General features: G+C 33.5%; 13 protein-coding genes and 2 pseudogenes. 8 read left to right on the top strand and 7 right to left on the bottom strand.

Annotated elements, in window-relative coordinates; all coding sequences use genetic code 11:
- Nucleotides 1-337: pseudogene (locus tag UC75_RS20225) on the top strand (PTS fructose transporter subunit IIBC); the annotation flags it as partial.
- Between the two features lie 72 nt (nt 338-409).
- Nucleotides 410-769 (top strand): annotated as a pseudogene (locus UC75_RS22500) (hypothetical protein); the annotation flags it as partial.
- 1 nt (nt 770) lies between these two features.
- Here UC75_RS22500 and UC75_RS04755 read toward each other — a convergent pair.
- The 3 genes from UC75_RS04755 to UC75_RS04765 form a co-directional block, all read right to left on the bottom strand.
- A complete protein-coding gene (locus tag UC75_RS04755; protein ID WP_049836870.1) occupies nt 771-1,526 on the bottom strand; it encodes a hypothetical protein in 756 nt (251 codons plus the stop codon).
- A gap of 34 nt (nt 1,527-1,560) precedes the next feature.
- The gene (locus tag UC75_RS04760) at nt 1,561-1,800 is read right to left on the bottom strand and encodes a hypothetical protein (protein WP_049836871.1); all 240 of its coding nucleotides are present in this window, start codon (nt 1,798-1,800) and stop codon (nt 1,561-1,563) included.
- Nucleotides 1,801-2,007: 207 nt separating this feature from the next.
- On the bottom strand, nt 2,008-2,337 hold the full coding sequence (locus UC75_RS04765) for a hypothetical protein (RefSeq protein WP_049836872.1): 330 nt from the start codon (nt 2,335-2,337) through the stop codon (nt 2,008-2,010).
- Nucleotides 2,338-3,446: 1,109 nt separating this feature from the next.
- Here UC75_RS04765 and UC75_RS04770 point away from each other — a divergent pair.
- The 4 genes from UC75_RS04770 to UC75_RS04785 all read left to right on the top strand — a co-directional run bounded on the left by UC75_RS04770 (nt 3,447) and on the right by UC75_RS04785 (nt 7,589).
- Nucleotides 3,447-3,911, top strand: coding sequence for a MarR family winged helix-turn-helix transcriptional regulator (locus UC75_RS04770; protein ID WP_004791909.1), 465 nt, complete (start codon nt 3,447-3,449; stop codon nt 3,909-3,911).
- A gap of 180 nt (nt 3,912-4,091) precedes the next feature.
- Nucleotides 4,092-4,307, top strand: coding sequence for a hypothetical protein (locus UC75_RS04775; RefSeq protein WP_003652142.1), 216 nt, complete (start codon nt 4,092-4,094; stop codon nt 4,305-4,307).
- A gap of 601 nt (nt 4,308-4,908) precedes the next feature.
- A complete protein-coding gene (locus tag UC75_RS04780) occupies nt 4,909-7,005 on the top strand; it encodes an EAL and GGDEF domain-containing protein (RefSeq protein ID WP_013197624.1) in 2,097 nt (698 codons plus the stop codon).
- 140 nt (nt 7,006-7,145) lie between these two features.
- Nucleotides 7,146-7,589, top strand: a complete 444-nt coding sequence (locus tag UC75_RS04785) for a universal stress protein (RefSeq protein ID WP_005046644.1) — start codon at nt 7,146-7,148, stop codon at nt 7,587-7,589.
- 56 nt (nt 7,590-7,645) lie between these two features.
- On the opposite strand, the gene UC75_RS04790 is transcribed toward UC75_RS04785, so the two are convergent.
- Complete coding sequence (locus UC75_RS04790; RefSeq protein ID WP_049836873.1) at nt 7,646-9,085, bottom strand: glucose/sorbosone family PQQ-dependent dehydrogenase; 1,440 nt, start codon at nt 9,083-9,085, stop codon at nt 7,646-7,648.
- 387 nt (nt 9,086-9,472) lie between these two features.
- Between UC75_RS04790 and UC75_RS04795 the strand changes: the two genes are divergently transcribed.
- Nucleotides 9,473-10,105 carry an SOS response-associated peptidase family protein gene (locus UC75_RS04795; protein ID WP_049836874.1) on the top strand — a complete coding sequence of 211 codons (633 nt, stop codon included), beginning with the start codon at nt 9,473-9,475 and terminating at the stop codon, nt 10,103-10,105.
- A 225-nt stretch (nt 10,106-10,330) separates the two neighbouring features.
- A complete protein-coding gene (locus tag UC75_RS04800; RefSeq protein ID WP_049836875.1) occupies nt 10,331-11,785 on the top strand; it encodes a SulP family inorganic anion transporter in 1,455 nt (484 codons plus the stop codon).
- Between the two features lie 45 nt (nt 11,786-11,830).
- Here the strand turns inward: UC75_RS04800 and UC75_RS04805 are convergent, their stop codons facing one another.
- From UC75_RS04805 to UC75_RS04810, 3 genes are all read right to left on the bottom strand, one after another.
- Complete coding sequence (locus UC75_RS04805; RefSeq protein ID WP_049836876.1) at nt 11,831-13,009, bottom strand: S8 family peptidase; 1,179 nt, start codon at nt 13,007-13,009, stop codon at nt 11,831-11,833.
- A gap of 237 nt (nt 13,010-13,246) precedes the next feature.
- Complete coding sequence (locus UC75_RS20230) at nt 13,247-13,360, bottom strand: hypothetical protein (protein WP_225623321.1); 114 nt, start codon at nt 13,358-13,360, stop codon at nt 13,247-13,249.
- 193 nt (nt 13,361-13,553) lie between these two features.
- On the bottom strand, nt 13,554-13,838 hold the full coding sequence (locus UC75_RS04810) for a DUF6527 family protein (RefSeq protein ID WP_049836877.1): 285 nt from the start codon (nt 13,836-13,838) through the stop codon (nt 13,554-13,556).
- Nucleotides 13,839-14,222: the final 384 nt, after the last annotated feature.

Below are 14,222 nucleotides of genomic sequence, written 5' to 3' on the forward strand. Positions count from 1 at the left end.
AAATAAATTTAGTACAGGAGAGAAAGATGCAGGTAAAGCTGCTTTCGTATTAGGTTTATGTTTTATTTCCGAGGGTGCTATTCCCTTTGCAGCTAAAGACCCAATGCGTGTTATTCCAACTTGCATTTTAGGTGGAGCTGTAACTGGAGCACTTGTTGCATTATTCCATTGTGAATTAGTTACTCCTCATGGCGGCGTATTTGTCCTATTAATTCCCAATGCAATTAACCATGCTTGGCTATATCTTGCAGCCATTGCAGCAGGTAGTATCGTTACAGGCATAAGCTATGCGATTGTTAAGAAAAAAATAGAAGAAAAAATTGTGACCAGTGCATAATTAAAAAAGGGAGAATATAAATTCTCCCTTTTTTACACTTCATATGTTTCAACAAATAAAACTTGAAGTTGAGAGTTTTTCAATAATGAGTATTTAAAACCTTTAATTAAGGCATTACCTAAAAAGCTGTTCATTTATTATGTATTATGGTCTAGACTTTGCACGTAAACGTAATGCTTGCTCATTTTAGCCCTACGTAAAACAGCAAAATACATAAAAACGTTTTCCTTTCCTGTTTGGAATGTTTAAAGTTCCCTATAAGCAACAGGAAAAGTTTCTAAAACTAACTCGAATAATTAAGACCAAAGTGGTGACAGTACTATCGCTCACTTGCTGGCTGACTTTGCAAGTAATCATTCTTCTGCACCTATTGAGTTCACTTCCATTCCATCCCAACTTGAAATGGAAGAAAACCCAGATGATTATGAATAATTTAATGACCAGAGGTTTCTATAGTCGTTCCTTGACTTCTCGTCATTATTTGTAAAGAACCATCAACAAAAAAACATTTAAATAAAAAACTACTTGAAAACTCACGACCTAATATTGTTTTGAATTTGACTTTAATATTTCGATCAAAATCTTCCTTGGCTTTATATTTTTCAACTTCATCAGGAGATAAGGCATCCTGATAAACATTAGTTGTTTGCTTTTTAAAAATATCAAAAGCTACTAAACTTGTTTTGCCAAAATCAATTACTAAATGTTTTACATCATTATCACTATGATTTGTAAGAGTTAGCTTTAAATTAAACTTATGATTTCCCCCAGAAGCAGGCTGTACATCAATTCCACAATGAGCCACAAATACAGGTAAAACGGAATTATGTTTTTCTTCCAGTTCTGTTTTTAACAGATCCGTCATGACCTTTTGCTCGGCAACAGATTCTTGCATTTCTTTCACCTGCCCCTGTAGGGCAGCAGTACTAAGTTTTAGTTCCTCACCTTGTAATTTTAATGCTTCACTGTTTTGTTTGTAGCCCAGATATAAGAATAAAAAAGCAAGTGGAGCAAAAGTACCGGCAAGAAAGTCCCCGAGTTCATTCGAATTTAATAAGCGATTCTCACCTTCACTACTTATAGAACATAAAGTATAAATAGCTATAAATACAATATAGACAAAAACCATCCAAAAATACCCACTCATATAGAATGGTTTTTTTTGAGTTTGTAGATCTTGCTTTGACAATTAATTTACCCCTTCATTTAATCAACTATAAAATTTAGTAAGATTTATCGCTTAAAGAAATTTGCTTATGAAATTGACCATTATCATTTATCTTTAAAATTTCCAATTTATAAGTTTGATAATGCTTTTCATCAAGTTCATCTAAGTAATCAATATTAATTTCCCCTGTAAGCGCACCATCAATAAAACAATCCGGATAATTAAGAATAGTTTTAATATTATCTGTACTACCTTTTGGAAGCTGATCTATTAATTTAACCCAAGTTTGACTCAATCCTCTAAAATTAATAGAAATTTTAACATCTCTAGCAATTTCTCTACTATTATTAAAAGTTAAGAAAATTTCTACTCTTTTATACTCCGAATCTTTTAACCCAGTAACAATTACATTATCTGCTATTCTACGCGTTACAGTTTTTTCTATAAAATGAAAGAATGGTTGCCTTTGAACTAGCTCTTTGCGATATTGTGCATCTGTTTGTCATTTAATAATATCTAGTTCTTCTCTAGTTGCTTTTACTAGTTCTTTCTGCTGTTCGACACTATTAGCAAGTTCTTCAGCTTGTAAAATTAATGCTTGTGTGTTTATTTTTAACTCATATCCCTGTTGTATATAGCCAAAAACAATCCATATTAAAACAACTGGCGATATCATCCCCGCTAGAAAGTCACCTTTCTCATTTAACTTTAATTTGGAAAATTCAGGTATGTCATAAATACCATAAAGTATAAAAATTAAAGCTATTAAAGTAACTGTTAGCGCTATCAGTAAAGATAAATTTTCCTTTAGTGAATTCAAAAACGCCTTCATGGAAGCTCTTCCTTTTTATTATCAAGTCATAAATAACAATAATTAATAGTACGGGGTGACTAGACTTGCTGGAACAAGAATAGCCCCTCTCGACAATTAGCCTGTCAAAAGCAAAGCCCCTTTGCCATGTACATAGCAACGTTAGGTTAACAAAATTTCTAATGCTTTGAATTAGGTGATTGTATAAAAACCAGCCCGATTGTTCCGTGGTTTGGCGGCAAACGTCAACTTGTATAGCAACTGTTTGGGTGATTAAAAATATGGTTAGCACCAATAGATATATGTAATCATATAATTATATTCTGCTCGCAGATCTCATTGCTGTCAGCTAATCCAATAATAAGCTACTGGTAAAGTTCCTTAGATGAGTGTGCTCATCTATAGCTATCAATATTTTTCTTATTTATTATGCAGAAAATGAAAACTAGGCACATCCAAAGATGACAATCAAACACTTACTAAAATAAAAACTCTTAAAAATATAATTTATAGACAAAAAAGCTAAATATATAAGGTTCTCCATTCCACCAGCTATTTAATTTTATATATAATAATCAATAAGTTAATAAATAAATCAACTTTATTTCACTAAATAATAGATGATTCATGTTAAATGTATGGTAAATTCCACAAACCATAAAACAAAGTAAATTATTGATATTTATAAATATTTATTATTTAAATATCTTGATTTTTCATAATTATGACTTTAGAGACAAAAACTATCTCGTTCAATGCCACGTTCAAATCATAATTTTTTTTCTACGATGCGCTTGTAAGCCAATATCGTTCAATTAACGATCAAGCAAGCCTAGATGCAATCTTGTATATCTGTTCAAAGATTTTAAGGAATTAATGGCTATGACTCATCAAGTCACATTAACTTTCAACAAACTTTGACCATAGTAGAAGAGTATTTTTAGTTTATGCAAAGTATAGAGAAACTTATCAAGACAAGGCCCTTTAAACCATGTCATTGTTAAATTTAGCTATATAAATTTTGCTCACCGAGTAAAGTCCTGATATAACTTGCTTGATGAAACTATATTTTTCAACTATTAAAGATAGCTCACCAGAAATGCGATCCACCAAGGTATGGGGAAAAGTCAATGACAAAGAAGTATGCGCGTTTTTTACCTACAACAGAATCTTTTACTCTTGAAGATTTTCCATATTATTGGATTACTCAAGTACATGCTCAGTATGTACAAAATATTGATAATGCTTTAAAAAAATATGGGTTAGATAACTCACGTCGACGCATTATGTTGGCTTTAAGTAGCAAGCCCCATGCGAGTGTTTCTGAACTTTCAGATATGATTATTTCAAAAATGTCGACGACTACCAAGATTGTTTATCGTTTAAAAGATGAAGGTTTAGTAGAAACTTATTCTTGTCAGACCGATGGTCGAATCACCCGCGTAGTACTTACAGACAAAGGTACTGAAATGATCAATAAGATTAATGATCTAACCAGCGTAGTACTCGAACAATCTTTCGAAGGTATCACCCCTTTGCAATTAGAGAAAATGATGGAAAGTTTGAAATTACTTTTAAAGAATCTTTCTCGTTAAAAATAGGATAGACATCTTATTAAGCTCTCTTAGGAGAGCTTTTCTATTTTAAGGCCTCGTCTAGGGATTGATAGAAACAACATCTCACATAAAATAAGCAATTAACTTCTCATCTGTTGACTTGAGTCCTTAACTCCAGTAGAAATTCTCTTTCAACAACTGCATAGCAAATTTTTGAAAATGGCTAAAAGAAAATACAAAAGTGACAAGTTTCAAGTGCGTCGTATTAACCGTCAATGGTGGGTACTTGAAAAAGACCTTGAATCAAACTGCTATTTAAAACATGAACAAGTGGCAACAAAAACCTTAGCAAACAACTATGCTGATGATTATATTGAACAATATTATATGAATCTTTATATTCAACAAGAGTTGAAAAAACCTGAAACTGTATAAAAAAGCCATTTGGCTTTTTTTTATTTTTAATATTTAAAGATTATAAAGTCAAAAATTAAGGATAAAAAAAACCTACATCTTGGGGAAAATGTAGGCTATAAAATGCACAAAAAGGAAATATATATCCTTCTTGATGGAAAGAATTTTACGATAATATAAGCCTTTATTTTATATTACTTTTGTAAACTTAATAGTGGTTATTGTATTTGTTTAGACTTTTAGAAACCTCCCCGTCTTTATATATAGTGATTAAATTTTGGCTTATTAAGATTTTAATCTTCACAATTTAATCCTTCTCATTTTTATAATTTATTTTCATGGCTTTTATTAAAATATTTCTGCATAGACAAATATAAGCTTCTGTTTTAATAAGTTTTTTACAAAAATAAGCATAAATCTTTTTTTAACTTAAGACAGATAAAAATTAATAAATAACAAAAACATAAATTAAATATTAAGTATATAATTTATTTAAGATCTCAATTTTAGTTCAAAAAAAAGACAATTGAAATTTATTTATTACTGTTTTGATTACTACAGAAAGATTACAATAACGACTAATAATTAGATTACCCGCCCATACAATCTTTCTAGGCATGTTATGACTTCAATGTCGAACAACACCCAAAAGCATTTTATTGTTGAGCAGATTCCACTACCAACTTGGGTCAGTGATGAAAATGGCTTGATATTATATTGCAATGTAGAGTGTACAGAATATTGGCAGGATACTTTTTCTCCATTACCTCAGCAATGGTTAGATTTTATATCTCCTGTCGATTTAGACGAAGTCAAAAATAGATGGCTCGAGGCAATTCGCCTGCAAAAAAGAATAGAATTAAAATGCCGACTTTTACAAAGTGGCAATCAATATCGATGGTGCAAACTTTCTATTCAAGCATCCAAATATCGCGGCTCTTCTTTAGCCAGCGAATGGTATGTCAGCTTTTTAGATATTGATCACGATATTCAAGAGCAACAAAACTTGCAAAAGAATATTGAAATACAAAATCAAATGTTAGACATCAGTGTAGATTGCATTAAAGTATTAAATGTAGACGGCACCGTTTCTCATATGAATAAATCAGGATGCCTCGCTCTAGGTGTCCCTGTCGATGAAACAAAATTTGGGATGAAATGGCTTGAGCTTTTGCCACCTCATATTCGTAAACGTGGACGTGTCGCTTTAAAAAAAGCCCTTCAAGGCAAAGTTGCCAGATTCGCTGGAATGAGTTGTTTACCAGATCAAGACCCCGAATATTGGGATAATATGTTGACCCCGATTCATCGGGAAAATGGTGAAATCATACAAATACTGTGTGTATCCCGTAACGTCACTCAACAGCATCTGACAGAAAATCAACTTAGAAATATGAGTGAAAGAGATGAGCTGACCGGATTATGTAATCGGCGTTCATTTAAATTTCAGCTTAAACGGACCCTAGCATATTCAAAAGACAGCCAAACAAGTGTGGGGTTGCTATTAATTGACCTTGATCATTTTAAGCATATTAATGACACATTAGGGCATAGCGCAGGCGACCATCTCTTAAAAGTTTTATCCAAACGGTTTAGTCATTGTGTTGATGATGAAAGATGCTTTGTCGCAAGACTGGGTGGAGATGAATTTGCGGTTATTATTAATAACCTTAAATCTGAAAGTGATGTGCGTGACCTAGCAGCAATCTTACTTCAGCAGCTAAATCAACCTATTACCTATTTAGGCAATGTTCTAAATGGTGGTATGAGTATTGGTTGTGCGATTTATCCTCAAGATGCCGTCGACCAATCAGGTTTACTCAGTTGTGCAGATATGGCATTGCATGATTTAAAAGCACGTGGTCGTGGTGGTATTCGCATGTATGACCCATGCATGATGCAAATGACCGAAACAGTCGCTTCTCAGCTTAATTTAGCACGTCAGCTTATTCGTCATCATACTATTCAGCCCTACTATCAACCTAAAGTAGATTTAAAAACTCATCGTGTTGTAGGTTTTGAAGCTTTATTGCGATGGCATACAACTTCCGCTCAAAGAGGCTATCCTTCTCAAATTGCAGAAGCTTTTAAAGATTATAATTTAGCGAGTAAAATCGGTGAAACGATGCAACATCAAGTTTTACGTGATATCGCAAAATGGATAGATCTTGGCATTAAACCTCTTCCTGTTTCGCTCAATGCTGCTCCAGTTGAGTTTTTAAGAGACAACTATGCTGAACGGCTCTTGAAAAAGATCAATCAATTTCAAATTCCAACACATTATATTGAAGTAGAAGTCACTGAACATATGCTGGGCGATCGAGGTTCAGAATATGTGATCCGTGCACTTAACAAATTAAAACAACATGGCGTACATATTGCTCTAGATGACTTTGGTACAGGTTTTTCATCACTTACCCATATCCGTGACTATCCAATTGATAGTTTAAAAGTAGACTGTAGTTTTATACAAAAGATGCAGCATGACCCATCAATTTATGCGATTGTACAAGCAATTGGATTACTCGCTCCAAATTTATCACTGGGGCTCATTGCAGAAGGAATTGAAACCCCTGAACAAGAAGAACTACTGCGACAATTTGGATATAGTATAGGCCAAGGATTTTTATTTGAATCTGCTATAGATGCTAATCAAGTCATTTCAATACTTAAACAAAATCAACCTTACTTAGAAAGTCATTATCATGCTTTAAGATAAAATTTATAATAAAATCTCTCACTTTTCTCCCTACTAAAAATAAACAATAATCTTTTAAAAATTGTTCATAATATAAGCATAAAGATAATAAATCGGTGTTTTGGCACCATAGATTGTCACAGGACAATAAGGAGCAATATATGAGTTATCACCATATCTTAGTTCCAGTCGATGGTTCTCCTACTTCACTCATTGCTGTAAATCATGCAGCAGCACTTGCTAAGGCCTTTGGTAGTAAAGTGACTCTAGTATATGCGCTTACTATAGATCCTTTTATTTCTGTAGAATTCATTGATAGTACAGAATTAGCACAGGATTACTTTAATAAAGCTAGAGCATCTATTCAGGGTATTTTAGACCAAGCGAAAGAACAATTTAGCCAACATGGAATTTCTGTTGAAACAAAAATTGTTGAGGGTCAAACAATTCACACAGAAATTATTAAAGCCGCTACTGAACTCAAAGCAGACCTATTAGTGATTGGTTCTCATGGTCGAAAAGGGTTTAAAAAGTTCTTCTTAGGAAGTGTGACTCAAGCTCTTTTAGGAGAAATTCATTTACCGGTATTAGTCGTAACTGAATAATTTTTCTTAAGTTAAAAAAACCGATCTTATGTAGATCGGTTTTTTAATGACCTGTATTACTGAGCTTTATATGTAAATTTAATTAGAGATCCTGGGTTTTCTAATGTGTTCGTTACAGAGCCATCATCTTTTTGGACATTTCCGGCTGTATCAGTCAACACATATAAAACATTCCCATCTGGACTTGCAATCACGTCACGATAACGGTTGCTGCTTTTAAACATCGGCACGGCGTCATCATAAGTCGCACTATACGTTGGATCTAACTTAATACGGAAAATAACACCACGTTTTAAAGATGGAACCAACAATGTATTTTCCCAACCAGCAATTGCTTTTTTGCCGCCCTTATAGACATAAGCAGATGACGGTGCAACGGTTGGCCAGCAAATGTAGGTCATATCCCCACAAGTTGGGTCATTATAGTTATAGGTATCCTGCACGGTATATAAAGTTTTTAACGGCGGTACAAAGTTTTTACCAGTCCATTCAGACTCTTTCGTCACAGGTACACCTGCCGCTACTTTTACTCCATTTTGCCCTAAATCTTTAATTTGTGACTTATTGGTTGCTGCCGAATAATTTGCATAGGCATAGCCGCTGTCATCTTTGTAACCCGCTACATTTGGCCAACCATAGTTACCACCTTTGACAATGAGGTTAATTTCATCATCAGAGTTTGGACCTTGTTCAGATTGCAACAATTTACCATTTGGAGTAAATGCTAAGCCCTGTGGATTACGGTGTCCGAGCGTATAAATATGGCTAACCACCCCATTAAAACTTGGATTATCTTTTGGAATACTTCCATCAAGATTTAAGCGTAGTACTTTACCCATATAGGTATGATAGTCTTTGCTACTCACTTCTTGTCGAGTCGGCGTATGCTGTGCCTGATTTGGCAAGAATAAATAAACAAGCTGGTTACGCCCTTGGTCACCAATCGTATAGTAAATCTTTTGGTCTGGACCAATAACAAGACGACCTGATTGATGATCTTTCGATGAAGGTAATCCTGCTAATAAATCGACTGGCTTTTCAAGCGTATCAGTTGACTTGTTATAAGTATATCGACGAATAATCGTTTGATTCGGTAGTTCTTTATCTGTAGATTTCGGATTTTTAAATGTACCTGAAATATAGATATAAGGATTATTTTTAAAATCAGGATGGAAGGCAAAGCCTAACAAACCGTTTTGTCCATCAGCATCATTTACAATCTCAGGCACCTGAAAAACTGTTTTTACACTGCCCGACTCTGGATTCACTCTTAGAATCTTACCTGTTGCACGCTCTGTTAACCAAATTTGATTATCAGGTCCCCACAACAAAGCATGTGGCTTATTTAAATTGGATAGAATAACTTTCTTGTCAAAGTTTTCTGATTTCGCTTTAGCAAATTGAGATGGAGTTAGAGGAACATCAGCAAAGGCTGAGAGTGTAACTAGCTGAGCAGCGCCTAATAAAGCAATTTTAGCCAATAAATGTTTATTCATGTGTCCACCTTATAAATTGTCAAAATTTTCCGAGAATTTTTAAACCTCTAATAAAGGGTTTGTACGAGTTCTCTATATGATTTGTATTATGATGAATAACGAATCTATTAAAATCTAAATTTCTGAAAGGCTCTGTTGCATAAAAGTAGCTATTAAAACTGAATAAACTCTCTTTAAGATGAGCAACTTAACTATACGATTTATCTATTCATTTTATATCTGAAACTTTTTTGAAATGACATGAGTTAAATAAATATTTATTAATGAAGTAATTGATAGTTAAAAATTAATACTCAAAGAGACAATTCTAATTATAAAAATATACATCACTAAAGACTAAAAGTTAGAAGCTGTAATTGAGAGCTATTTTTACAACGAAGGTGTCTTATGTGTGCAAACTTTAAACCTCTTAAGAAAACACATGCCAATCAATTAAAGTTATTTGAACCCACTTTTGAATATAAGATGGATATTTTCCCAAGTGATGATTGTCCACTCATTTTATCGAATGAAAATGAGCTTGAGTGGCGAAAAGCTAAATTTGGAATGCTTCCCCCTTATGCCAAAGAAATTGCATTCAAATATGCAACTTATAATGCCAGAACAGAGACAGTACAACAAAAGCGCTCTTTTAAACATGCTTGGTTAAATGACCAATTTGCGCTTATTCCTGTTGAAGCCATTTATGAACCTAAATATATCAATGGAAAAGCACATTGGTATGGTATTTTCCGGCAAGATGGGCACCCTTTTACACTGGCTGCGATCTTTGAGGAAACACTTATTGATGAACAGAAAGTGAGGTCAATGTCACTATTAACAATCAATGCTGATCATCACCCTTTTATGAAACAATTTCATAAACCGGATGATGAAAAACGCTCAGTTATTGTGATACCGGATGATCTTAGAAATGATTGGCTCAACTGCACTCATTCTGAAGCAAAAGACTTTTTCTTAGATATGCCTGCGAATGAATTTGCCTCAATGCCAAAAGCTGAAATGAAGAATTATGATTAAATCGGTTTAGTCGACTTAGGTTAGTCAGCCTTAAAAACTTATGCTATTCTTCGGGCACTTTTAAATGCCTCAAACTCTCTATACCTATGACACTTACGCCACCTTAAGTTTATTTACCCTTATTCATTGTAAATAACTCATCACTGTTTAGTGATGTGGTGTAATCGCTTGTGTTGGTATATCACATCACTAGCCTTTCAAAATTTAGAACTTAGGCTATTTCTCATGTTATCGAATGTCCGAGAACAATGGTTCTCTAATGTCCGCGCAGATATTCTTTCCGGTCTTGTTGTGGGTCTTGCTTTAATTCCAGAAGCAATTGCATTTTCAATTATTGCGGGTGTAGATCCCAAAGTTGGTTTATATGCATCCTTTTGTATTGCCGTTATTATTTCTTTCGTAGGTGGTCGTCCCGCTATGATTTCGGCAGCTACAGGCGCAATGGCTTTGGTTATGACAACGCTCGTAAAGGACCATGGGCTTCAATACCTATTTGCAGCAACAGTATTAACTGGCGTCATACAGATTTTGGCAGGATATTTCAAACTCGCCAAACTCATGCGTTTTGTTTCTAAATCGGTGGTTATTGGATTCGTTAATGCCCTCGCCATACTCATCTTTATGGCTCAATTACCAGAATTGGTAAATGTGACGTGGCATGTCTACTTATTAGTAGTAATCGGCTTAGGAATTATTTATCTATTCCCCTATATTCCAAAAATTGGAAAGTTCTTTCCCTCACCTCTTATTTGTATTGTAGTGGTCACATTACTCGCTATTTTCTTAGGTTTTGACGTTCGAACAGTTGGTGATATGGGGTCATTACCAGATACGTTACCTATATTTCTAATTCCGAATATTCCTTTAAATTTAGAAACCCTCCTTATTATTCTTCCATACTCGTTAGCCCTTGCCGCGGTTGGCTTACTTGAATCAATGATGACTGCAACAATCGTTGATGAAATGACAGATACATCTAGTGATAAATTTCAAGAATGTAAAGGTCAAGGTATAACAAATATTGCTTCAGGTTTTATGGGCGGTATGGCTGGTTGCGCCATGATTGGTCAATCAATGATTAATGTAAAATCGGGTGGTCGCACACGTTTATCCACTTTCTGCGCAGGCATATTCTTACTTATTTTAGTTGTATTTTTAAGTGGTTGGTTAAAAGTGATTCCTATGGCTGCTCTGGTTGCGGTCATGATTATGGTATCGATCAGTACTTTTGAATGGAGCTCTCTCACTCAATTTAAAAATAATCCTAAAAGTAGCAATGTCGTTATGATCGCTACCGTTATTGTAGTGGTTGCTACCCATAACTTAGCGCTAGGTGTGTTAACTGGTGTATTACTTTCAGCACTTTTCTTAGCTAATAAACTTGAAAATGATATTCGTATAGAAACTTCATTCGAGAATCAAGCTCGTCTATATGAATTAAGAGGTCAAATATTTTTCAGTTCATCTGAAAAATTTATGCAACGTTTTAACTTTAAAGAAGAAATTAAAGAGGTCATTATTGATCTTACGCACTCTCATATTTGGGATGTGACTTCAGTTGCCATGCTAGATTCAGTAGTGAATAAATTTCAAAAGAACGGCATTAAGGTAACGGTCCGCGGTTTAAATGAAGCCAGTTCAATCATGATTGATAAATATGGTACTCATGCAAAAATCTAAAAAAGGTCCTTCGGGACCTTTTCCAATTTCAAGACATAGTTCTTATTAAGGTGATTTATATAACAATCGATTTGGGCTACCAGAAGGATTTTTTACCACATTACTACTTGCTTGATTTAAAAGATTAGTTGAGATTGTCTGAGGTGTTGCTGTAGGTGTACTTTGCAACATTTCAGCTACGATCCCAACAACATGTGGAGTAGCCATTGAAGTTCCACTTAAAACTTTAGTTGCGGTATTACTCCCAATCCATGAAGAATTGATCTGGCTTCCCGGTGCAAAAATATCAACGCAGCTTCCATAATTAGAATAACTCGCTCGTGTATCAGTATCATCTGTAGCAGCGACAGTAATTGCTTTACTCACTCTAGCTGGAGAAGAACTACACGCATCTGCATTAGAATTTCCTGCAGCGACAACCATCACATAACCGTTATTAAATAAGTTTTCTACTGCGCTATCTAAGGATGTGTTCGCATCACCGCCTAAAGACATATTCACCACAGCTGGCTTTTTACCATTTTTTAATATCCAATCTAACCCAGCAATCACGTTACTCGAAGCACCAGATCCATCACATCCTAAAATTCGTATTGGTACTAAACTTACGTTCTTAGCAACACCATACGTACTGCCACCAACGGTTCCTGCTACATGAGTCCCATGTCCATTACAATCCATTGTACCATTTCCATCAGAGATCGCAGTATAGCCACTTAATACTCGTCCAGAGAACTGTTGATGTGTAGATAATATTCCGGTATCAACAATATAAGCTGTTGTGCCCGAGCCTGTTTGTAAATATGAATAAGCTGAATTTAAAGGTAAGGTTTTCTGATCAATACGATCTAAGCCCCAATCTGGATTGCTTTGTATAGTTGCATCAATTTTCATGACTGTGTCATTTTCTACTGAAAGAACTTTGGGATTTTTTTTCATAGCTTCAACAAAAGCACTACCCGCAGCATCGGGTAAATAAATTGCAAATCCTTTAAGTACAGTATCATAAGTCTGTAATATCTTTCCCCCATGTTGTTTAGCAATACTTTGTGCAAAATCATTAGAAGGACCAACATCCTTATTGAGAATAACAATATATTGGTTTTTAATAATTCCTTTTGCTTCAGAGGAACTTAATACAGAATTTGTTATAGCTGGTGCTGCATGGACTAGATTAACGGCGGCCATTGTTAAGAAAGCAGCCGATATTTGGCAAAATTTCATAAAAAATCTCCATTTTTTTACTTCAGACATCATTGTTATGATCAGTACAGTCTTTATAGTTAGAGGTTAAAATCTTTTAGAAAGGAATTTTTATTATATTCTCCATATATTATAACCAAGTCATATTTTCATAAAACTTGGGTCTATACAATACTCTTATCTTTTTCTATAAAAAGTGAGAACCAATTCAAATAAATTAAAAAATTGAAGATTATTTTACTTTATTAATAATTTAGATTAGCTGGGATGTATAATGTAAAAATATATAATCATTAAAAACAATATAAATGTAGAAATAATGAGATATGTTCCAATGGTGTTAAAACTTCTTAAAAATTTCCAGATATCCATAAATAAAATATAAAACAGTGAGTTATATAAATTTTTGCAAATTTCAATCCTAACTTCAACCAGAATAAATTTACAATTTCTTTAACTATACATATTCAGTATTAAATATGTAAAGATATATTACCCAAGTTTCTATTACTTACTGATTCTATAATTTTTTAAATAATCTTAAATATATAGACAAATACTAAAATTAATAAAACCTATCATTTTTTAATTTTAGTTCTGGTAACTCAACCGTACATCCTGCTAAATGATGTCTACAGTTAACACTATATTCAATAAATCCATCTTTAATAAAGTAATTACAATGCCCATACATAATTATGAACTGATCAAAAGTTGGTTTTTCCAAATTATTATTAAAAGTCCATTGGTTACCATTAGAAAAAGGATAATGTACAGGAATATAGTGAAGATAACCGCAACCTGGACACATATGTTTATACATACCACCTTCAAAATATTGTACTTTCATAAAGGCTCCTTTATAAATAAAAAAACCAACTCATGAGAGCCGACTAAATCAATTACTTTCAAATACTATATATATTATTTAATTATTTTTATAACGTTTATTTTTTTATAATTTATCAAGCCTATATGACAAATTCATGAATGATAAGTCAGCTTATATTTTAATTAATCTACTTATTAAATGATAATTCGAGTTAAATCATGAAAAAAATCCTAGTTTATTTCTTATTTATGACAGGTCTATCTTATTCATTCATATTAATCTTTGGATAGATATTATAGCTATATCACCCTTTATCTTATTGTTTTTAAAAGTCAAATAAAAAAGTCCGCATCTTGGGAAGCTACGGACTTAAAAACTCAACTAAACAACAGCTAAACAATT

It is taken from the genome of Acinetobacter sp. V2 (genome assembly GCF_001188385.1).
In the GTDB taxonomy this organism is placed as follows: Bacteria; Pseudomonadota; Gammaproteobacteria; order Pseudomonadales; family Moraxellaceae; genus Acinetobacter; species Acinetobacter oleivorans.